20 protein-coding genes and 1 pseudogene are annotated in these 19,213 nt (G+C 70.4%); 3 read left to right on the top strand and 18 right to left on the bottom strand.

What is annotated here, in order from left to right:
* Window positions 1-1,600 (bottom strand): CHASE2 domain-containing protein (locus D7W81_RS28855; protein WP_244227496.1); only part of this gene is annotated, 1,600 nt, incomplete at its 3' end.
* Between the two features lie 108 nt (window positions 1,601-1,708).
* Between D7W81_RS28855 and D7W81_RS28850 the strand changes: the two genes are divergently transcribed.
* A complete protein-coding gene (locus D7W81_RS28850) occupies window positions 1,709-2,575 on the top strand; it encodes a hypothetical protein (RefSeq protein WP_120558610.1) in 867 nt (288 codons plus the stop codon).
* Window positions 2,576-2,581: 6 nt separating this feature from the next.
* Here D7W81_RS28850 and D7W81_RS28845 read toward each other — a convergent pair whose 3' ends face one another.
* The 8 genes from D7W81_RS28845 to D7W81_RS28810 all read right to left on the bottom strand — a co-directional run bounded on the left by D7W81_RS28845 (window position 2,582) and on the right by D7W81_RS28810 (window position 6,882).
* Window positions 2,582-3,511 carry a hypothetical protein gene (locus D7W81_RS28845; protein WP_244227495.1) on the bottom strand — a complete coding sequence of 310 codons (930 nt, stop codon included), beginning with the start codon at window positions 3,509-3,511 and terminating at the stop codon, window positions 2,582-2,584.
* Between the two features lie 181 nt (window positions 3,512-3,692).
* Window positions 3,693-4,004 carry a YtxH domain-containing protein gene (locus tag D7W81_RS28840; RefSeq protein WP_120558608.1) on the bottom strand — a complete coding sequence of 104 codons (312 nt, stop codon included), beginning with the start codon at window positions 4,002-4,004 and terminating at the stop codon, window positions 3,693-3,695.
* Window positions 4,005-4,060: 56 nt separating this feature from the next.
* Window positions 4,061-4,441 carry a hypothetical protein gene (locus D7W81_RS28835; protein WP_120558607.1) on the bottom strand — a complete coding sequence of 127 codons (381 nt, stop codon included), beginning with the start codon at window positions 4,439-4,441 and terminating at the stop codon, window positions 4,061-4,063.
* 28 nt (window positions 4,442-4,469) lie between these two features.
* Entirely contained in the window at window positions 4,470-4,664 is a 195-nt protein-coding gene (locus D7W81_RS28830) for a hypothetical protein (protein ID WP_120558606.1), read from the bottom strand.
* Window positions 4,665-4,718: 54 nt separating this feature from the next.
* A complete protein-coding gene (locus D7W81_RS28825) occupies window positions 4,719-4,949 on the bottom strand; it encodes a DUF3618 domain-containing protein (protein WP_120558605.1) in 231 nt (76 codons plus the stop codon).
* Window positions 4,939-5,412 (bottom strand): phage holin family protein, encoded by a 474-nt coding sequence (locus D7W81_RS28820; RefSeq protein ID WP_120558604.1) that lies wholly within the window; start codon window positions 5,410-5,412, stop codon window positions 4,939-4,941. Before D7W81_RS28820 ends, D7W81_RS28825 begins: the two co-directional genes overlap by 11 nt.
* Before the next feature lie 167 nt (window positions 5,413-5,579).
* Complete coding sequence (locus D7W81_RS28815; protein WP_120558603.1) at window positions 5,580-6,344, bottom strand: endonuclease/exonuclease/phosphatase family protein; 765 nt, start codon at window positions 6,342-6,344, stop codon at window positions 5,580-5,582.
* Between the two features lie 25 nt (window positions 6,345-6,369).
* On the bottom strand, window positions 6,370-6,882 hold the full coding sequence (locus tag D7W81_RS28810) for a hypothetical protein (RefSeq protein WP_120558602.1): 513 nt from the start codon (window positions 6,880-6,882) through the stop codon (window positions 6,370-6,372).
* Between the two features lie 314 nt (window positions 6,883-7,196).
* Between D7W81_RS28810 and D7W81_RS28805 the strand changes: the two genes are divergently transcribed.
* Window positions 7,197-8,252 carry a M23 family metallopeptidase gene (locus D7W81_RS28805; protein ID WP_244227494.1) on the top strand — a complete coding sequence of 352 codons (1,056 nt, stop codon included), beginning with the start codon at window positions 7,197-7,199 and terminating at the stop codon, window positions 8,250-8,252.
* 26 nt (window positions 8,253-8,278) lie between these two features.
* On the opposite strand, the gene D7W81_RS28800 is transcribed toward D7W81_RS28805, so the two are convergent.
* The 9 genes from D7W81_RS28800 to D7W81_RS28760 all read right to left on the bottom strand — a co-directional run bounded on the left by D7W81_RS28800 (window position 8,279) and on the right by D7W81_RS28760 (window position 18,943).
* The gene (locus tag D7W81_RS28800; protein WP_120558612.1) at window positions 8,279-9,040 is read right to left on the bottom strand and encodes a TetR/AcrR family transcriptional regulator; all 762 of its coding nucleotides are present in this window, start codon (window positions 9,038-9,040) and stop codon (window positions 8,279-8,281) included.
* Between the two features lie 154 nt (window positions 9,041-9,194).
* Window positions 9,195-9,545: a helix-turn-helix domain-containing protein gene (locus D7W81_RS28795; protein ID WP_014398120.1), complete on the bottom strand. Its 351-nt coding sequence runs from the start codon at window positions 9,543-9,545 to the stop codon at window positions 9,195-9,197.
* A gap of 64 nt (window positions 9,546-9,609) precedes the next feature.
* Window positions 9,610-12,312: an LPS-assembly protein LptD gene (locus D7W81_RS28790; RefSeq protein ID WP_120558601.1), complete on the bottom strand. Its 2,703-nt coding sequence runs from the start codon at window positions 12,310-12,312 to the stop codon at window positions 9,610-9,612.
* Between the two features lie 51 nt (window positions 12,313-12,363).
* Window positions 12,364-13,887, bottom strand: coding sequence for an AMIN domain-containing protein (locus tag D7W81_RS28785; protein ID WP_120558600.1), 1,524 nt, complete (start codon window positions 13,885-13,887; stop codon window positions 12,364-12,366).
* Between the two features lie 98 nt (window positions 13,888-13,985).
* Window positions 13,986-15,257 carry an alpha/beta hydrolase gene (locus tag D7W81_RS28780; RefSeq protein ID WP_120558599.1) on the bottom strand — a complete coding sequence of 424 codons (1,272 nt, stop codon included), beginning with the start codon at window positions 15,255-15,257 and terminating at the stop codon, window positions 13,986-13,988.
* Window positions 15,258-15,266: 9 nt separating this feature from the next.
* Window positions 15,267-16,592 carry a bifunctional folylpolyglutamate synthase/dihydrofolate synthase gene (locus D7W81_RS28775; protein ID WP_244227492.1) on the bottom strand — a complete coding sequence of 442 codons (1,326 nt, stop codon included), beginning with the start codon at window positions 16,590-16,592 and terminating at the stop codon, window positions 15,267-15,269.
* Between the two features lie 19 nt (window positions 16,593-16,611).
* Window positions 16,612-17,463, bottom strand: coding sequence for an acetyl-CoA carboxylase, carboxyltransferase subunit beta (accD, locus tag D7W81_RS28770; RefSeq protein ID WP_120558598.1), 852 nt, complete (start codon window positions 17,461-17,463; stop codon window positions 16,612-16,614).
* A gap of 72 nt (window positions 17,464-17,535) precedes the next feature.
* Window positions 17,536-18,291, bottom strand: a complete 756-nt coding sequence (locus tag D7W81_RS28765; protein WP_120558597.1) for an MBL fold metallo-hydrolase — start codon at window positions 18,289-18,291, stop codon at window positions 17,536-17,538.
* A 1-nt stretch (window position 18,292) separates the two neighbouring features.
* Window positions 18,293-18,943 (bottom strand): Crp/Fnr family transcriptional regulator, encoded by a 651-nt coding sequence (locus tag D7W81_RS28760; protein WP_120558596.1) that lies wholly within the window; start codon window positions 18,941-18,943, stop codon window positions 18,293-18,295.
* Window positions 18,944-19,095: 152 nt separating this feature from the next.
* Here D7W81_RS28760 and D7W81_RS28755 point away from each other — a divergent pair.
* Window positions 19,096-19,213, top strand: a pseudogene (locus D7W81_RS28755) (phosphoribosylformylglycinamidine cyclo-ligase); the annotation flags it as partial.

Here is a 19,213-nt window from a genome sequence, read left to right as displayed (position 1 = left end):
CGCCCACGTAGCCCGCCCCCGCCGCCACCGCGACGCAGACGAAGAGGAAGGCGCCGCCCACGGAGCGCAGGAGCCAGCTGCAGGACAGCGCCAGGAACGCGCCGATGAAGGCGAGCCCCATGGTGGCCAGCATGTCCACCTTGGGCGGGGCGCGGACGATGCCGTCCGACGCGAGGATGTTTGCGAGCGCCTGCCCCAGCACGGCGCCGTTGGCGATGCCCGGGCCAATGGGCGTCACCCGCCGCTCCGGCGCGTAGCTGCTGGTGTTGGTGAGGATGACGGCGCGGCCCTCCAGGTCGTGGTCGAAGCGGGTGGGACGCGCCTCCTGCGTGTCGAAGAGGTTGAGCAGCACGTTCCACGCGCGGATGGAGCGGGCGAGCGGGCCGCGCGCGCCACGGGTGGCGGACGGAGCCTCCCAGCGCAGGAGGCTGTACCCGGACGCGTCCATGGGCACGGAGTACTTGTCGCCGATGTAGAGGCGCCCCTCCGCGTACCGCAGCTTCTGCGTGCCCGCGAGCCGCATGGCGGCGGCCAGGGGCAGCGAGGGCAGGACGTAACGCTCGCCGCCTCGAGGGCTGTACGCGACGAGGTGGGGCACGCCGCGCACGACGCCATCCGGGTCCGCGGGCAGCGTGGTGGCGCCGTAGCCGCTGGCCGGGCTGAGCAGCGGCGTCACGGGGTGCTGGAGCTGGCGCACCTCCAGGAGCTTCTCCGGATCCAGTCCCTGCACCTGCACGGAGGCCAGGGCGAGAAAGAGGTCCGATGGCGCGACGCGGAAGGCATCGTCCGCGGCGCGGCGCTCCTGGATGGACGCGGCGGCGGTGCCCAGCTGCTCGCCCAGGCTGCGGCCCTCGCCCTCATCCGCGACGCCGGCCCAGACCTCCATGCCCTTGCCGGCGGGGATGAGGAACGCGGGGCGCTGGAGGGCGAGGACGGACTGCGCGCGGGCGCGGGCCTCGGTGACGCCGGGGTAGCTGCCCAGGCGGACGCGGTAGGGCCACAGGCGGCCGGTGGGGGGCAGCGAGCGGGTGCCCTCGGCGCCCCAGCGGAAGGCGAGCACGGAGTGGCCGGGGTCCTGGTCCAGGAGGGCGCGGAGCGCGTCGTCGTCCTGGGACAGGGCGCCGCGGCCCGTGCGCGTGGGGGTGACGCAGGCGCGGGGGCTGAGCTCCGGGTAGGTGAAGTCCAGCATCACCACGGAGGCGCCCTCCTCCACCAGCCGGTGGACCATGCCGCCCATGACCTGGCGCGGCCACGGGTACGCGGCGATGTCCGCGCGGGGGCCCTGCTGGGCCTCGGCGAGCGTGTCGTCGTCGATGGAGACGAGCACGACGCGGTCGGAGCGCTCGGAGACCTCCCCCAGCTGGCGGATGCGCCAGTCGTAGAAGACGCGCTCGCCGCCGTCGAGCCAGTGGGAGATGCCGTCGATGAAGCCGGAGGGCGACAGCAGCGGGGCGGGCGTGTCGTCCGCGCGCGTGGGCCCCGTGACCCGCTGGGAGACGAGCAGGCCCAGCAGGCAGCCGAACAGGGCCGCCATGACGAGCGAGAAGCCGAGCCGGTGGAGGAAGCGGCGGCCGGAGGAGTGGATGCGGAGGCGTTGCACGAGCGGCGTGCAGGATACCCCGCCGGAGCCCCGCGCCTATGGGGCAAGTCACGCGGTATGGTTGGCTGCTGTCACGCGAACATCCGTGTCCCGTTCAAGAGAGTGCCCATGAAACGCCTGCTGCTGTCCGCCCTGGCCACCGTGTCCCTGGTGTCGCCGCTCGCCTGTGACCTGGAGAAGACGACGAACCAACTCAAGGCGGACCACGTCATCGTGGGCACCCTGCTCGCGACGCCGCAGGTGGACGTGTCCGCGTCCGCGCTGGCGGGCTACGACGCGGGGACGTACGGCGGGCCGGACGGCGGGGACGTGGTGTCCTTCCCCGGGCAGACGGCGGCGTTCGTGTTCTTCGGGACGAAGTCCGGGGAGAACTCGCAGCCGGAGGGCCTGAGCGGGGCCACGGTGACGCTGCGCGCCGGGAGCGCGGCGGGCGTCCCGCTCAACGGCCAGGGCGGAGGCAGCTACGGCGTGACGAGCGACTCCACGGACGACCTCAAGTACGCGTCCGGCGCGACGTACTCGTTCTTCGCGGAGCAGGGAGGGACGAAGTACGAGGCGCGGGTGGAGGACGCTCCGACGAAGGAGGCCATCCCCGCGTTCCATCCGGCGGAGGGCTTCGTGCGCATCAACGCCAACACGGCGTTCGCGTTCGACCGGCCGGCGCCCCCGCCGAACCAGGACCGCACGCTGGGCTTCGTGACGGTGGTGCCGCTCGCGTCGAATGGGGAGAAGGGGCAGTCCACCTATTCGAACGTGCCGACGTCGCCGGTGGAGTTCCTCCAGCTGGCGGCGACGCCCGCGACGTTCCGGGAGGCGCGCGTGACGATTCCCGCCACGGCGTTCCCGAACCCGAAGCAGACCTACCTGGTCATCTTCCAGGCCGTGCGCATGGGCGGCCCGGAGTCCGACAACCTCTTCCTGGGCAGCGTCGTCCTGGCGGGCACCGCGGAAGTGGGCATCGTGCGGACGAACTGAGCGCGGCTATCCGGCCTCGATGTCCAGGCCGATGCGCTCTTCCAGCTTGAGGCGCAGGAGGTGGCCCGCGAAGCGTTCCGACTCTTCGCGGGTGAGGATGCTGCGGAAGTCCGGACCGTCCGCGATCTCCACCTCCATCACGGCGCCTCGCTGGAGGAGGCGGAAGAAGTCCTCCCCTCCCCCGGGCCTGGGCACGCGCAAGGGGATGAAGCCCTTGAGCGGTACGACCTCCGTGCTGGCGTCGATGACGCTCAACAGGCCCGGCGCGTCCGGGCGGATGGCGTCGGATGTGACGGACTCCTCCGCGTAGAGGGGCGCGGGCAGGAGCGACAGGTCCTCGGTGGAGTCGTCGAAGAGGAAGCCGTAGCGGGAGGGGACCCGCTGCGTGAGCAGGTAGCAGAGCAGGACGGCTTCATCCGGCTGCACGCGTGCGACGTGGAGGATGGAGCGCTCCGCGCCCACGCGGCGCAGGAGCAGCGTGAGGTGCGGCCGGCTGCGCACGAGGTAGCGGCGCACGCGGTCCAGGAGCGTGGCGCGGACCTCCGTGAACGCGGCCTGGTAGCGGGCTTCGCTCTCCGCTTCGCGCTGGGAGACGGCATCGCGGGCCTTGGCGAGCTTCGCTTCCGCGTCGCGGAGGAAGTCACTGGCGGCGCCCTGTTGCTGGAGGCCCGGGGTCGTCGAGCCGGGGTCCATGCCCGCGGCGCGCACCGCGCCCAGGAGGAACGAGCCCTGCTGCGCGAGCCGGGACTGCTCCTCGCGGAACTGGATGACGGAGGCCGCGTGCTCGCGCTTCAGCTCCGCCCAGGCGTCGTAGGCGGACTCCAGTGTCTCCAGCGCACGCAGCTGTCCCAGCGCGCCCTCGGGTCCGGCGGACCATGGAGTGTCTGTGTTTCGCGCGGGAAGTGACGCGGACTCGTCCACGACGGGGACATCCACGGGCGTGTCATGTCGCGGTGGCAGTGTCGCCCCGGGCGGTTTCGTACCGGATGTCCGTCGCCTCGTTGCCATCGTCTTGCATCCTAGGCCATTCGCCCTCTGGCTCCGCCGGAAACACGAAGGCCCCTCCCCGCATCCGCGCGGGAAGAGGCCCTCTGTGCACTTCAGCCACGCCCTGGAATCAGGTCGTCCGCTGACCCGGCGGCACCGTGGAGCCGGCGCCCGCCGCCTGCGTCTCCGTGCCGCGCGCGTTGTTGATGGCCGTGGCCAGCTTGTCCTGGCCGCCCTGGATGCGCTGGCGCAGGTCGCCGCGCAGCTGCGTGCCGGGCTTGTCCGCGAGCAGCATGCCCACGCCCACGCCCACGAGCACGCCCGCCGCGAAGATGCCCAACGCCGGCAGCGCCGTCTCCGCCGTCGAGCGGCGCGTCTCCAGGCCGATGAGGTCCAGCACGTCGTCGCGGTCCAGCTTCTTCAAGTCCTTCAGGCTCAGCATGTCCGACTCCAGGAAATGACTTCGGGGGAAAGACGTGAGGCTGCTTCGCAAAAAGCCTAGACGCTGCCCGACGGCGGCGTTCCGCGGCCCGACTGGTAGCCCTGGAAGGCGGACTCCGCCATGCCCAGGAGCTCATCCTTCACGAAGGGCAGCGCGGCCAGCCGCACGCCCAGCTTGAGGATGCGCCCGGTCAGCGGCGTGAAGAGGCCACCGCCCAGCACGTAGCCCACGCCCGCGGCGATGGCCAGCGTGCCATAGGGGTTGCGCTCCACGCGCCCCTTCAGGTCCAGCGTCTGCCCCAGGTCCGCCACCGCGCTGCGCGCGTTGTCGATGAACTGCTGCGCGTCGGAGCCCAGCTGATCCACGCGCTGGCCGAAGCCCGCGTCCTCGCTGTGTTCCGCCGTGCCGTTGCCCGTCGTGCCCGAATAGTTCGTCATGTCCGTGCTCCCTTTGCCAGGCAACCGGTTAGCGGGACGCGATGCGGCCCACGATGAAGCCCACCGCGATGGCGCCCAACAGGCACGTGCCCGGGTTGGCCTTGATGAAGGAGACGACCTGACGGTTCATGTCCACCAGGTTCTGCCGCGCCTCGTCCATGTCCGGAAGCTGCTCCTGAAGCTGCCGCGCCCGGTCTGCCATCTGCTGCGGATTGATTTCCATGGAAGCCCTCTGCTGTGCGTTCGTTTTTCCGATTGCGACTTGAAGTCTCTGCACTCAGCCGCGCCGGCGCTCGTCCGAGCGCCGCGAGCCCACCAGGTAGCCCACGAGGAAGGCGGTCCCCACGCAGGCATAGGGATGCTTGCGCACCCACTGACGCCAGTCCGTGACCTCCGAAACCTCCACCCGCAGCGCGCTCACCGACGTGGCCAGGTCGGCCCGGGTGCGCTCGATTTCCTCGCGAAGCGCCGCGCTGGTGCGCGGCAGGTGTCCATTGCTAGCGGCCATCCCGCGGCTCCTTGAAAGCCATTCCCGTCGTGTCCTTCAGCGTGTTCACCCCGGGCGCCGCCGTCACCTGCGGGCGTGCCGTGGTGAGCGCCGCCATGCTGCGCGACAGCTCGCTCACGCTGTCATCCATCATCTGACGCGCCTTCATCCGCTTCACCGCGCGCAGGATGCCCAGGCCGCCGCCCACCAGGTTCACCGCGCCCACGATGGCCAGCGCCCCCGCCCACCCCGTCCACGGAGCGAGCACGGCCGCCAGCGCACCGCAGACGAAGGCGTAACCCACGAGGAGGAAGGGCACGAACACGGCGATGCTCGCCACGTCCAGGCCCATGGCCTTCGCGTCCTCCGCCAGCTCCACGCGCGCCAGCTGGAGGTGCTGCGTCACCAACCGACTGAAGCCGTCCGCCATGCGCCCGACGAGCGCGGCGACGCCGCGATCCGTCTGTTCACTGCCCACGTGCATGCGCTCTCCGGCCGACGCTCACGTCCCTGTGCGCGTGGGCGCCAACCTAGGCACCCCACCTCCCCGCGACAACCACGGCGCGGCGGAATTGTCCGGCGTTCGCCAGCGTCGGCCACTCAACGCGAGAAACCTCCGGACCCGGGCAATCCTAGCGCAAGCGCCCACCTCTAGCCGATCAGCTCCACCGGCGGTGCGACGGGCGGCTGCACGGAGATGGGGGCCTCGAAGCGCATCACCAGCGGCAGGTGGTCCGACGCCACCCGGCTCAAGGGCGAGCGGTGCGGCGTCACCGACACCGGCCGCACCCCGGAGTCCACGTAGATGCGATCCAACCGGAACAGGGGCAGCCGCGTGGGGTACGTGCGCGCGGCGGCGCCCAGCTCGAACGCGGCGTCGTGGATGGCCTCGCGAACCAGTGACGACACCGGCCCGTTGCCCCAGGAGTTGAAATCTCCACACACCACCATCGGGTCCTTGCGGGCCGCGTCGCGGAGGAGGTCGGCGGACAGCAGGAGCGCTTCCTGCCGCCGCCGTTCACTCACGGACAAGCCCAGGTGGAGACAGAAGACGTGCAGCTGCTGGCTGTCCCCCAGGTCCAGGTCGCACCTCAACGCGCCCCGGGGCTCACGGCCCGGCACGCTCAGGTCGTAGTTCTTCGACTTGAGCACCGGCAGCCGGCTGAGGATGGCGTTGCCGTAGCGGCGGCCATTGCGGACCACGTTGGGTCCGAACGCCATGTGCATCCCCAGCATCTCGGCCAGGTGTTCGGGCTGGTCCTCCCGGGACGTCTTGCCCCGGAAGTCCCCCACCTCCTGCAGGGCGATGATGTCCGCGTTCACCTCGCGGAGCACCGCGCCCACGCGCTCCAGGTCGAAAGCTCCGTCCACCCCGATGCCGGAGTGGATGTTGTAGGAGACCAGGGTCAGCTCCACGCGTGTTTCACCCTCCGCTTCGTGTTCAGGCCGGGATGATACGGCGGGCCGCCAGCCGCGCCGCTTCCAGGGGCAGCGTCGCCAGCCGCTGCACGGCGGACGCGACGTCGCTCACGCCGGTCTGGATGGCCTTGACCTGCCGGCGCGCCTCGTCGAGGAGGTCCGGCAGGCGGGCCTGCGGAGGCCGCTCCTGGGTGGGCGGCAGGGCCCCGATGGGCGCCGTCGTCCCGATGACGGGCGACGCAGCCGCCTTCTGCTGCTTCTTCGCGGCGCCGCTCACCTTGGACACCGGGCCATGGGAGAACTTGGCGTCCGCATCCGGACGCGCCAGCTCCTCCAGCTGGAGCTCCATCTTGCGCGCCATGAGGATTTCCTCGGTCTGCGCGTGGCTCTTGCCGTAGTGGACGCCGGCGTCGTCGTTCACCGTCACCCGCGACGACTGCGCGAACTGTTCCTTGTCGCGCTTGCGCAGGCTGCGCTTCTGCGGCGGCAGCGTCTTGGGAACCTGGAAGTGGTCGAAGCTGTAGGAGCGAGGCATGTGCGCCCTCCCTTTCGAAGTCGATGCGATGCGTTGATGTCGGAAAGCTAGGGAGCCCCCCGCCGTCCGTAACGCCTTGACGCGCGGGAACCGGCACGGCTGCCTGCCGCTCGTCCGGCCAGGAACACGGTTTCGCCTCCCAGGGCACTCAAGTACCGACAATGAAACGCATTCAGGGCCTGCTTCCGGGACGGGCGGCCAGGCGGCCAGCAGGAGGCATCCAGGCGGGCCCTTCCGGGCAGAGAAGCAGACAGCCAACACGCCCGACGCCGGTCCGGGAAGGTTCCGCGCGTGCGTGGTGTAAAGAACGGCCCATGCCCGCCCGGAACCTGTCCGCCTCTCGCGCTGTCGTCCTCGCCCTGCTCGCCACCGGGTCTCCGGCGCTCGCCGCCACGCCCGCGTCCTCCGCCCTGGTGACGGGAAGCGTGCCGGCCACGCCCGCGGCGCCGGGCATCCGCGCCCCGGGAACTCCCACGCCGGGTGCCGGGGTCCAGGGAGCGCTGGCGCCGCTGAAGGTGGCGCCCGTGGACGGGCCCCACCTGACGCTCCAGCCCGCCAACCCGAAGCCGGGTGACCCGGTGCTGGTGACGGTGAGCGGCGCGTCCGCGCTGCCCACGGGGACGCTCGCGGGCCGGCCCCTGCGCTTCTTCGCGTGGAGCGACGGCTACGCGGCCCTCACCAGCCTTCCGGTGGAGCAGCCCGAGGGCACCGTGCCGGTGGACGTCACGGTCTCCGGGCGTGGCCTGCCGGTGGTGCTGTCCAGCGTGCTCACCGTGGGCGCGCCGGGCTTCCGCGAGCGCGAGCTGCGCGTGGCCAACAAGTACGTGTCGCCGCCCAAGAAGGTGAAGGCGCGCATGGAGGCGGACCGCAAGGCCTTCGCCGCGGCGTTCGCGCAGCCCTTCCAGACGCCCCTCTTCGGCCAGAACTTCGCCTGGCCGCGCGAGGCCACCGTGACGGCGCCCTTTGGCGACCGCCGCTCGTTCAACGGCAAGCTGCAGACCCAGCACTTCGGCGTGGACCTGGATGGCGCCACGGGCTCGCCGGTGGTCGCCGCCAACGACGGCACGGTGGTGATGGCGCGTGACAACTACGCCTCCGGCAACACCGTGCTCGTGCACCACGGCGCGGGGCTCTTCACCGCGTACTTCCACCTGTCGCGCATCGACGTGAAGGACGGCTCACAGGTGAAGCAGGGCGACGCGCTGGGCCTGGTGGGCAGCACGGGCCGCGTCACCGGCCCGCACCTGCACTGGGGCGTGAAGGCGGATGACCGCTGGGTGGATGGCCAGACGCTGCTCAAGCTGGACTTCACCGGTGCCCCGGAAGCGCCGGGCATGGCCACCAACGCCCCCGGCTTGAGCAACCCGTAGCGCGCGGCCCCAAGGCGCGTGAGGCCTCAGCCGCGCTTGGGGGCCCGGGCCTTCGGCGCGGCCTTCTCCCGCTTCAGCGGGGCGCCGTCCGAAGGGGCCTCCTCCTTCGGAGGCTCGGGCTTCACCGGCTCGGCCTTCGCGGGCTCCGCCTGGGCGGACGCGCCCCCCAGCAGCACGCCGTGGAGGAAGGAGTCGGCGATCTGCGCCTTGGCGCGCTCGAGCATCACCGCGTCCCGCGCGTCCGCCAGCCCCACGACGAAAGCAGTGAGCCCCATTTCGATGGAGCCGAAGAGCAGCGCGGACGCGAGCAGCGGATCCACGTCCGGGCGCAGCTCCCCCGCCTCCTTCGCGTGCGTGAACATCTGCGCGCTCAGGCGGATGACGTCCACGAAGGCCGTCTGCCGGTTGATGCGGGCGCCGGCCGGTGAGCGGGCAATCTCCAGGATGAGCACCTTCACCGCGCGGGGGTCCACGCGGTAGGCCTCGAAGGCCACGTCCGCGATGCGGCGGACCTTCTCCACCAGCGGCCCTTCGCTCTCCGCGACGGCGCGCGCACGCGCGATGAAGCCGCTCCAGCCCGTCTCGAAGACGGTCTCCAGCAGCTCATCCTTGTTCTTGAAGTAGTGGTAGACGAGCCCGTACGCGACGCCCGCCTCCTTGGCGACGTCCGCGATGCGGCAGCCGTGGTAGCCCTTGCGAGCGAACACGTCGATGGCGGCCCGCAGGATGGTCCGGCGACGCTCGCTCTCCCGCGTCCCGTTCTCTGGCGCCGTCTTCTGCTGGCCCACGCGTCCTCCCACGGCTGGTTGATTCAAGAATCAGCCAGCCACGCTACGGACGCGGGGCCCCGGGGTCAATCCTTACGTGGGGCCCTCCGCCACGCCGAGGGGGAGGCGGGCGGAAAGGCACACGCACGGGGAAAGTCCCTCCCCGGGAGGGGTTTCAGGCCGCCGAGCCGTTGAACATCACGCGGGCCACGCCGAGCAGGCGGTCCACGTCGCGGGCGTTGAGGCCGCGGGCACGGGCGAAATCCGACAGGGGACGCAGCAGGTCCTCCGTCTGGGCGGGCGTCTGCTCGGTGCCCGTGAAGAGCTCACCGAGGCTGACGCTGAGGGCATTGGAGAGCGCCGCCAGTGTTTCAACATGGGGCACACGCTCGCCGCGCTCGATCATCGACAGGAAGGACACGCTGATCTGCGCACGCTCCGCGAGCTCTTCCTGCGTCCATCGCTCCGGGCGCTGCGTGCGAAGCTCGCGAATGCGCTGGCCAATTCTTTTTCCGAGATCCGACACGAAGTACTTCTCCTCTGGGGGATGTTTCGAGGTGAGTGCAACGCTCGCGTACGCCGGGTGATTCCTATCCTCCCGACCCGAAGGATCCGAAACCGGCCACACTCAGATTAACGCCGGCGAATTCCGGCGACTGGTTGCGCCGCAGGATCACCACCCCCTCGATGCGCCAGCAGTCACAGGCGGGCCCGTAGGACACGCCAAAGGTCTGCTGTGCAAGGGGCTGACTTTCCTGGGTAATCGAATCCTTATAAAGCGGCTGCACCAACGCTTCGTATCGCAACCCGAGCCCGAATCCGAGCTTGATTCGCGTACCGGCAGTGAGAGCCTGTGCCCGTTCGGTCGGAGAGGGGTCGACTTGATCGCTGTGGGGTGGGAGGGGACGAGGTGCGTCTCCCACCAGCATGTCCATGCCCCGCCGTACGAAATCGGGTCCCTGTGCCAAGGGATCCAACCCACGATCAATTGACAGTTGTTTCACGGCCAGCAGGTCGTCGTAGCGCGCGTACAGCGCGTTGCCCTTGCCGTTGTCGATGGTGAAGTCGGCGGACAGCTGGGTGATGTCGCGCGTCGTCGGGTCCATGCGCACGAGCGCACCCGCGGTGAGGACGCCGGCGCTGGCGGACAGGCGCGCGAAGGTGTCCCGCACCACGCTGCCCTGCAGGGTGTCCCGGCCCGCGACGGGCGCGATGCGCGACAGGTCGAAGCCCTGGCCGATGCGCAGGCGCAGCGGTTCCCGGGTGCTGGGGCCCTTGCGAACGCGCAGCGTCTGGTCCACGGCGACCACGGCATGGAGGAAGCCGCGCACGCTGCCGTCTGACTGGAGCGGCACCGCGGAGTCCCACTCGTCGTAGATGAGCGGCACGGTGCCGGAGCCGGTGCCGGAGCCGTTCAGGGCGGTGAGCCCGTGGCCCCAGCCGCCGGGCACGTAGCGCAGGTTCACCGACGGGGCCAGCGTGTGGCGGTAGAGCGTGTCCCCGTCCGTGAAGGTGCGCGCCAGCTGCGAGTCCAGCATCAGGTCCGCCAGCGCATAGCCACGCGCGGCGGTGCGGCCGGAGACCTCGCCCACGGACACGTCCTGGCGCAGCGCCACGGAAGGCGTCAGCCGGCCCCACGTGCCCAGCCCGTAGGACATGGACAGGCGCGGGGTCAGGGCCACGCGGTCACGGCCCTCGCGCTCCGTGGGGTCCAGGCGGCCGTTGCCCTCCAGCGTATCGAAAGGCAGGGCCTCGCCGTAGAGCGCCGTGCCCTCGGGGCGCCAGGTGTGGGGGTTGAGCGAGAAGAGCCCGTCGGAGCCGTCGTCCGCGAAGCCTCCGCTGCGCAGCGGGGCCAGCCGGCTGTACTCCACCTGCATCCCGCCCATCACCCGCCCGCCGAAGAGGGGCCGCTGCGGCAGGTCCAGGGTAAGGCCCGGCAGCCGCTGGAACGTCGTGGGGCCGTGAGGGTTGAAGCCCTCGCCGGTCAGCGAGCCCGCCGCGGGGACGGGGTTCGTCTGGAAGAAGCGGAAGGGGTAGCGCAGGTCCTGGCGCAGCGACACGTCCAGCCCCAGGTAGCGGTCGTCGCGGCGCTGGTACACGACGGCGGTGCTGCGCAGGTAGTTGTTGTTCTGCACCAGCAGGTCGGCGGTGAGGTCGCGCGTGTAGAAGCCGTCCGACACGAAGTACGCGTCCACGCGGTCGCGCCAGCCGTCGCCCAGGTCCTGCGTGTGCTGCCAGGACGCCTCGCCCCGCAGCCCGCGCTTCTCGTCGATGATCTCCTGGGTGTAGGTGGGGGCGTCCGGGTTGGAGCGGTCCACGACGCGCAAGAAGTCGTAGTTGGTGGGATTCAACCGGGGCCGCAGGTCGTAGAGGAAGCCCAGGGTGGCCCGGCCGCGCGTGCGGTCGCTGGGGACGTAGCGGAACTCCGTGAGGAGCCGGGGTCCCTTCACGCCGTTGGTGCGCGGCTCGCGGATGGGCGTGACGCCGTCCTCCTGGAGGAACCGCGGGTTCGAGATGTCACCGCCGCCCGTGTAGATGCCGGGGGTGAACGTGAGGTCGTAGCTCTCCCCCAGCGTGACGAAGACGGGGACATCCAGCCCGAAGCCGTTGAGGCCGGAGTTGGACGGGCGGGGGATGAGCAGGCCGGAGCGGCGCTCGGCCAGGGGCAGGTAGAGCCACGGCAGCGCGAACACCGGCACGGAGCGCACGTACACCACGGGCCAGGTGAGGATGGCGCGCTCGCCCATCTTCACGTTGGCCTCCTTCGCCTCCACGCGCCAGCTGGGCTCGCCCGGGCCGCACTGGCACGGGGTGAAGGCCAGGCCGTCCACGGAGAAGGCCGTCTCCCCGGTACGCCTGATGCGCGTGCCGCTCATCAGGACGGGCGTCTCTCCCAGCTTGCGCAGTTCGTCCGGTGTCTTGGCGGCCTGGAGCGCTTCGGGGGTGACGCCCTTCTTCTGCATGAAGAGGCCGCCCTTCACGCTGGCCTCGTTGGAGCGCAGGTCCACGCGCACGTCGTCCGCGACGGCGGCCATCAGGCCGCTGACGAACATCACGTTGCCGGTGGCGGTGGCCACCTGCGTGGCCTCGCTGTACGTGACCTCATCCGCGCGCAGCACGTTGGGCCCGCTGCGCAGTTCGCAGTGGCCCCGGGCGGTGAGGACGTCGTTTTCGTAGACGACGTAGTCGGCCGCCAGCTCCACGGTCTCGCCGGTGGGCAGTTCCACCTGCGTGGCCAGCGGAATCTGGGCCGCCACCCAGAGCGTCAGGGCGACCGGAGCAAGGAAGGTCATGCGGGAGGCGTGGGCGGTGGGCGCCGTGCCGGCAACGGCGCCCTGCCCGTCCTACCGGCCCGGGCGTGGGAAGTCGAGGGTGATGAGGCCGCCTTCCTGGCGTGTCTCATAGCGAACCCCCTGCTTCAGCTGGATGACGACGCGCACGGAGCTGCCCGCGCCGGAGAAGGCCTCCACCCGCGACACGGCCGACGGGAAGAAGTGGGTGTCCAGGGGCAGCGTGTTGTTGGACTCCACCACGCGCGTGTTCTCCAGCTCCAGCACCACCTGGTTGCCGGAGGTGCTCACCGAGTAGCGCACCGGCTCGTTGGTGCGCACGAAGACGCGGGAGCTGTCCGGCTGCTGCTGGAAGCCCACCAGCGTCATCGTCTTGCGGCGCGACGACACCGCGCCCCCGCCGCTCTCGCGCGGCTCGGCCGCGGCGCTGCCCTGGCTGGGACGGGCGCGAGACTCGCGGGCCGCCACGGCCTGCTGCCGGCGCTCACGGGCCTCCGCCGCCTGCTGGCGCTTCGCCTCGGCCGCGGACTCACGGGCGGACTGCTGCTCCTCGCGGCGGGCCTGCGCGGCGGCGCGGCGCTCCTCTTCCTTCTGGCGCTTCTGGTCGGCGGCGGCCTGCGCGGCGGTGCGCTTCTGCTCCGCGGCCGTCTTGGCGGCGGCCTGGCGCTCCTCGGCGGCGGCGCGCTTCTCGTCGGCGGCGGCCTGCGCGGCGGCTTGTGCGTCGGCGCGCTTCTGGTCGGCGGCGGCCTTCGCGGCCTCCTCCTTCTGACGCTTCTGGTCGGCGGCGGCCTGCGCGGTGGTGCGGCGCTCGTCCTCGGCGCGCTTCGTGGCGGCCTGGGCCTCCTCCTCCTGGCGCTTGCGCTCCGCGACGGCGGCCTCCTCGGACTTGCGGCGCTCCTCGTCCTGGCGCTGCGCGGCGAGCCGGGCCTCTTCCTGACGCTTGGCCTCCGCGTCCGAATCCGCCTTGGCGCGGGCGGCGGCCTCGGCGGCGGCCTTCTCCTGGGACTCGCGCTCCGCCCGGGCGGCGTCGGCGGCGGCCTTCACGGCCTTCTCCTGCGCTTCCCGGTCCGACGCGGCGGCGCGGGCCGCGTCCTGGGCGTTGGCGCCGGCGGGCGTGTTGGCCGCCACGGCGGTCCCCTGCGCTGGCGTGCCCTGCCCTTCCGCGGGCGTAGCCTGCGCGACGGCCGTGCCGCCCCCGCCGCCCAGGACCTTCACCACCAGCTTGGTGCCGGAGGTCTGGATGTCCGTCTCCACCTCGCGCTCGTAGCCGATGAGGATGCGCGCGATGGAGGAGGACTCCGTGCCGTAGGCCTGCGTTCGGATGCCCGTCACGGTGCCGTTGCCCACCGGCTGCTCCTCCGACACGCCCTGGAAGACGGCGCCGGACACGTCGATGACGAGCCGGGGCGGATCCGTCATGGTGAAGCTGTTGAAGTCCGGCTTCTTGCTGCCGGTGATCTCCACCGTCCCGCCGCTCACGGTGACGGACGTGATGGTGTTGAAGTCCGCCGGCTGCTGCGCCAGCGCCACCAGCGGCACAAGCCACAATCCCAGCAGCGACACCGCGAAGCCCCTCATCGACCACTCCCGTGACATGCGTCAGAAGACAGACGCGCGCGAAATTATCACGCACCCGGGAGGCACCAACTTTTCAATCTGGCCGGAACGTCCGCGCTTCAACGCAAGCGCGGCAGGGCCGGCGAGCGCGTGCGGTGCGTGCGCGTGTACTCGATGAGGTTCTTGATGTCGTAGCAGATCTGCCGGATGTCGTGCCCCATCGTCAGCTCGACGTGGCTGTTGCCCTTCACCGGCCGCCACAACAGGTATTCGCTCTTCGCGGCGCGGTACACGCTGCGCGTGGACTCCACGGACGCCAGCGGATCCAGGTCCCCGAAGATGATGGCCATGGGGATTTCAATCTTCCCGAAGCCGCGCTTGAAGTCGTAGTCCGTGCGGTAGCAGACCATCTCGCCCCGGCGGATCCACCGGGCGAACTGTTCAATCACCTTGCGCGGCTCGCGCTCGCCGCCCTCGCGCAGGAGCCACCGGATGTCGTCGCGGCTGACGCGCTCGGTGTTGATGAGCCGGTTCAGCTTGCGAGTGAACCGCTGATACAGCGCGGACTCGTCCGCCTGCGACAGCTGCCGCTCCACCCACTTGAGCACGACGTCCACCGGCACCGCGTTGAACACCAGCGGCTTCGCCTCGTCCGGCGTCAGGCGCTTCTGGAGCGCGGGGCTGAAGGCGCCGGCCCCCTTCGCCAGGAGCGAGCGGCCCAGCGAAGACGCGCGGCGGTTCAAGTTCAGTCCGCCCAGCGTCATGTCCACCGCGCTCGCCATCAGCGGCGAGCCGTGCGCCAGCATGCGCAGGAGCATGAAGCCGCGCCCCAGGTCCGCCGGCGACCCGATGGTGATGAGCCCCTCGAAGTCGTCGTGGATGCCGGCGTAGCCGTAGCCCAGCATGCCGCCCATGGAGTGGCCGCAGTAGAAGACGCGCTCGCGCCGGGTGATGCGCTTGACGCCGGAGACGGCCGCCGGCAGGTCGTAGAGGAAGTAGCTGTCCAGGTCCCAGCCGTAGTCCAGGTCCTGCGGCAGCGGGCGCTTGAAGCGCTCCGCGCGCTCCTTCTGGAAGGCGATGGAGCTCTTGCCGTGCCCGCGCAGCTCCAGGATGTGGATGTCCACGCCGAAGAAGAGCAGGTTCTTGACGAACTGGCCGCTCGTCCACGTGTGCCGGTTCTGGGAGAAGCCGTGCACCAGCAGCAGCGGCTCACCGAACAGCGGCTGCGCGAACGCCTGTTTCACCGGCCGGTAGCGCGTGATGACGAGCGACCAGCCATCCGCCGTCTCCACCACGTAGTTCGTCTTGGAGTACAGCGCCCGGAAATCGACCTCATCGACGGTGGGCATCGGGGGTCCCGGAAGTGCTGATCTCCAGTCCGGCAGGCGCATGTCGCAAAGTTACTGCTGCTGCTGCATTGCGCCAAGGCTTCGGTCGACCAATCGCTTCACGGCGCCTACCAGGAACAATGAGCCCGTCGCCAGCACCACGCCGTCCGGACGACCCACTGCATCGGCCCTCGCTCCGGCAAGGGCCTCTTCCAGGGAGGCGTGCGCGACGACCCGCGGACACAGTGCCCCTGCTTCAGACACGTATCGCTCCGGAGCGAGCGAGCGCGGCGTGTCCAGCGGCGTGAGGTGCACGGAGGCCGCCAGCGGAAACAGCGCCCGCATCATCGGCCCCCGGTCCTTGTCCGCCACCACGCCGAAAACCAGGTGCAGCGGCCGCCCGGCGTAGAGCGAGTCCAGGGCCTCCAGCAGCACCGCCACGCCCGCCGGGTTGTGGGCGCCGTCCACCACCACCGTCGGGGCCTGGGCCACCTCCTCCAGCCGCCCCGGCCAGCGCGCGGTGGCCAGGCCCTCGCGCGCGGCCTCCGGCGTCACCGCCACGCCCCGGGACTGAAGGGCCTCCAGGCAGGCCAGGGCCACCGCCGCGTTCTGCTGTTGATACGGACCGCGCAGCGCGAGCGTGAGATTGTCGAGCGACCAGCCGGGGCCGCGATAGAAAAGCGTCCCATCGGACCCGGGGACGATGCCGAAGTCGCGGCCCTCCACCTGAACGGGGACGGCGAGTTGCTCCGCGCGGCGCAGGAGGGAATCCAGGGCCTCCGGCTCCTGCTGGGACAGGACCACCGGCACGCCGGACTTGAAGATGCCGGCCTTCTCCCAGGCGATTTCGCTCAGCGTGTGGCCCAGGTACTCCATGTGGTCGAAGGACACGGGCGTGACGCACGTCACGACGGGGTTCGCGGCGGTGGTGGCGTCCAGCCGGCCGCCCAGGCCCGTCTCCAGGACGGCCACGTCCACGTGTTCGCGGGAGAAGTGCCAGAGCGAGACCACGGTGCCGAACTCGAAGTACGTCATCGGATCCGACAGCGCGGACGGATAGCGCTCCAGCACCTCCAGGATGCGCTGCCCGAACACGTCGTCCGGGATGTCCGCGCCCGCGACGCGGATCCGCTCGTTGACGCGCACCAGGTGCGGGGACGTGTAGAGCCCCACGCGGTGGCCAGCGGCCTCCATCGCGCGCGCCACGAAGGCGCAGGTGCTGCCCTTGCCGTTGGTGCCGGCGACGTGCAGCGCCGGGTAGTCGCGCTCGGGATGATCCAACGAGGCGAGCGCGTCCCTCACTCGCTCCAACCCCAGCTTGATGCCGGAGGGGTTGAGGGTCTGGAAGAAGCGCAGGGCGTCTTCCGGAGTCCGGGGGGCGGCGCGTGGGGCGTCCATGGCGTGGAGGCCCGCCGCCCTACCCCAGCATGCCCAGCAGCTGGCCCAGCTTCCCGCGCAGGTCCTTGCGGTGGACGATGGCGTCGATCATCCCGTGGTCCAGCAGGAACTCCGAGCGCTGGAAGCCCTCCGGCAGCTTCTGGCGGATGGTCTGCTCAATCACGCGCGGGCCGGCGAAGCCGATGAGGGCCTTGGGCTCCGCGAGGATGATGTCGCCCAGCCAGGAGAAGGACGCGGCCACGCCGCCCGTCGTGGGGTTGAGCATCACGGAGATGTACGGCTTGCCGCTGGTGCGGAAGCGGGCAATCGCCGCGGACGTCTTCGCCATCTGCATCAGGGAGAAGATGCCCTCCTGCATGCGCGCGCCACCGGAGGCGGAGAACACCACCGCGGGGCACTTGAGCTCGAAGGCGCGCTCGAACACGCGCGTGACCTTCTCACCCACCACGGAGCCCATGGAGCCACCCATGAACTCGAACACGAAGCTGCCGATGGAGACGGGGTGGCCCTCGATGCGGCCCACGCCGGAGATGAACGCGTCGTTCTCGTCCAGGTTCTTGCGCGTGGACTTGAGCCGGTCCTTGTACTTCTTGGTGTCCATGAAGCCGAGCGGGTCCTGGGGCTCCAGCTCCTTGTCGAACTCCTCGAAGGAGTCCGGATCCAGCGTGGCGGCGAGGCGCGCGCGAGCCGTCCAGGCGTGGTGGTGCTCGCAGTGCATGCACACCATCCAGTTCTTCTCGAGCTCCTGGCGGTAGATGATTTCGTCGCACTGCTCGCACTTGGCCCACAGGCCCTGCATGCGGGAGGGCTGGGGCTCGGCGGCGGGCTCAGGGTCGACGGCGATGCGGGGCTTCTTGGAGAACCAGGCCATGAGAGCCGGGGGTTAATCCGGCCGCCGCGAGCCGTCAATACCCCCGTACGGCGCGCCGCGGCACAAGCGCACCTAGAACTGGAACGTCTCGCCCAGTTCCAGGACGTTCACGGGCAGCGGGGCCAGCTCCTTCTTGAGCTGGGTCACGAAGGCGGGCTTCAGGTGGTAGAGCATCACCTGGGCGCCGTTGCGGTCGAACTTGCGCAGCTCCGAGCCCACGGTGGCGGGCGTCAGGTGGCCGGAGATGTCCGCCAGGGCCTGGAGGCTGTTGGGGAAGCTGGTCTCCAGCAGCAGCGCCTTGAGGTTCTTCGTGGCGTTGAGCGCCTTCCACAGCTTGTCCGTGGGGCCGGTGTCGCCGCTCATGGCGAGCGACGACTTCCCGTCGCTGATGATGAAGGCGCACGACTCCACGGGGTGGCTCACCGGCACGCTCTTCACGGTGTAGGGGCCCACCTGGAAGGTGCTGCCGGCGCGGAAGGTCTTGATGGCGAGCACGGGCTTGTGGCGCGTGGGGATGCGCGTGAAGTCCGGCCACAGCGAGTTGTTGAACATGTTCTCGCGCAGCGCCTTGGCGCACTCGCGGGAGGCATGGATGGTGACGGGCCTGTCCCTGCGGCCAATGACGAGGTCGGCCAGCAGCGGCAGGTCCTTCACGTGGTCGAAGTGGCTGTGGCCGACGAGCACGTCGTCCACCTTGCAGAGCTGCTCCAGCGTGAGCGTCCCGGTGAGTGCGCCCGCGTCCAGCGCGAGCACGTCGTCCACGAGGAAGCACGTGCTCCTGCACGAGGGAAGCTCGCCACCGTGGCACCCGAGGACTTGCAGCTTCACGCTAGAGGTCTCCGAACTTCCACTTCATCTCAAGGTAGTTGAGGAAGTCATGCAGCCGGGCCGTGTCATACACGGTGAGCCTGTCACCGCTGCGCTCGATGAGGCCCGCGCGCTCCAGGCGATCCAGCATGCTGCGCACCGCGGGCTCGCCCACCCCTATCTGCCGGGGCATCTCCCGGACGGCGAAGTCCACCTCCACGCCCTCCTCCAGCGGCCGGCCGCGCGTCTGGCAGGCCTGGAGGATCTGGTGAACGACGCGGCTGGCGGGGTCGCCGTGGAGCAGGTTCTCAATCTGGGCGTCCGCCTCGGAGAGGCGCTCGGCCAGCTTCTTGATCATCCGCACGGCGATCTCCGAGTTGCCGCGGATCATCGCCTCGAAGGTCTTCGGGTCGATGACGAGCAGCTTCGCGTCGTCGTGCACCACGGCGGAGGCGTTCCGGGGCTTGTTGGAGATGATGGCCATCTCGCCGAAGAATTCGCCCGGGCCCAGGACCGCGAGGACCTTCTCCACGTCGCGCACGCGCTTGGAGATGGCGATCTTCCCGGACTGGATGACGAACATCTCCTTGCCGATCTCTCCCTCGCGGAAGAGCTCGGTGCCCTTGGGGAACTCCTTGCCAAAACGTTGAAAGAGGGTTTCCTCGGCGCCCATCTGGCCCGCGAGTCAATCAGCCCCCACCCCACCGGTCAAATATCCCAGACCGATATCGTGCGGGCACCCGAGGGCGGGCTGGCGCCGCAAACCCGACAGGTCCTTGAGGAGGCCCGAGACAGGGGCCCCCGGGAGGGGTACAAGGCCGGCCCGTGGGAACGACCTACAAGCAGTCCGGAGTAGACATCGAGGCCGGCGACGCGTTCGTCGAGAAGATCAAGCCCCATGCCGCGCGCACCACGCGCCCCGAGGTGTTGGGCGGGGTGGGCG

Origin of the sequence: Corallococcus aberystwythensis (assembly GCF_003612165.1) — a bacterium.
Taxonomy (GTDB): domain Bacteria; phylum Myxococcota; class Myxococcia; order Myxococcales; family Myxococcaceae; genus Corallococcus; species Corallococcus aberystwythensis.
This window is presented reverse-complemented; position numbering and strand designations above follow the sequence as displayed.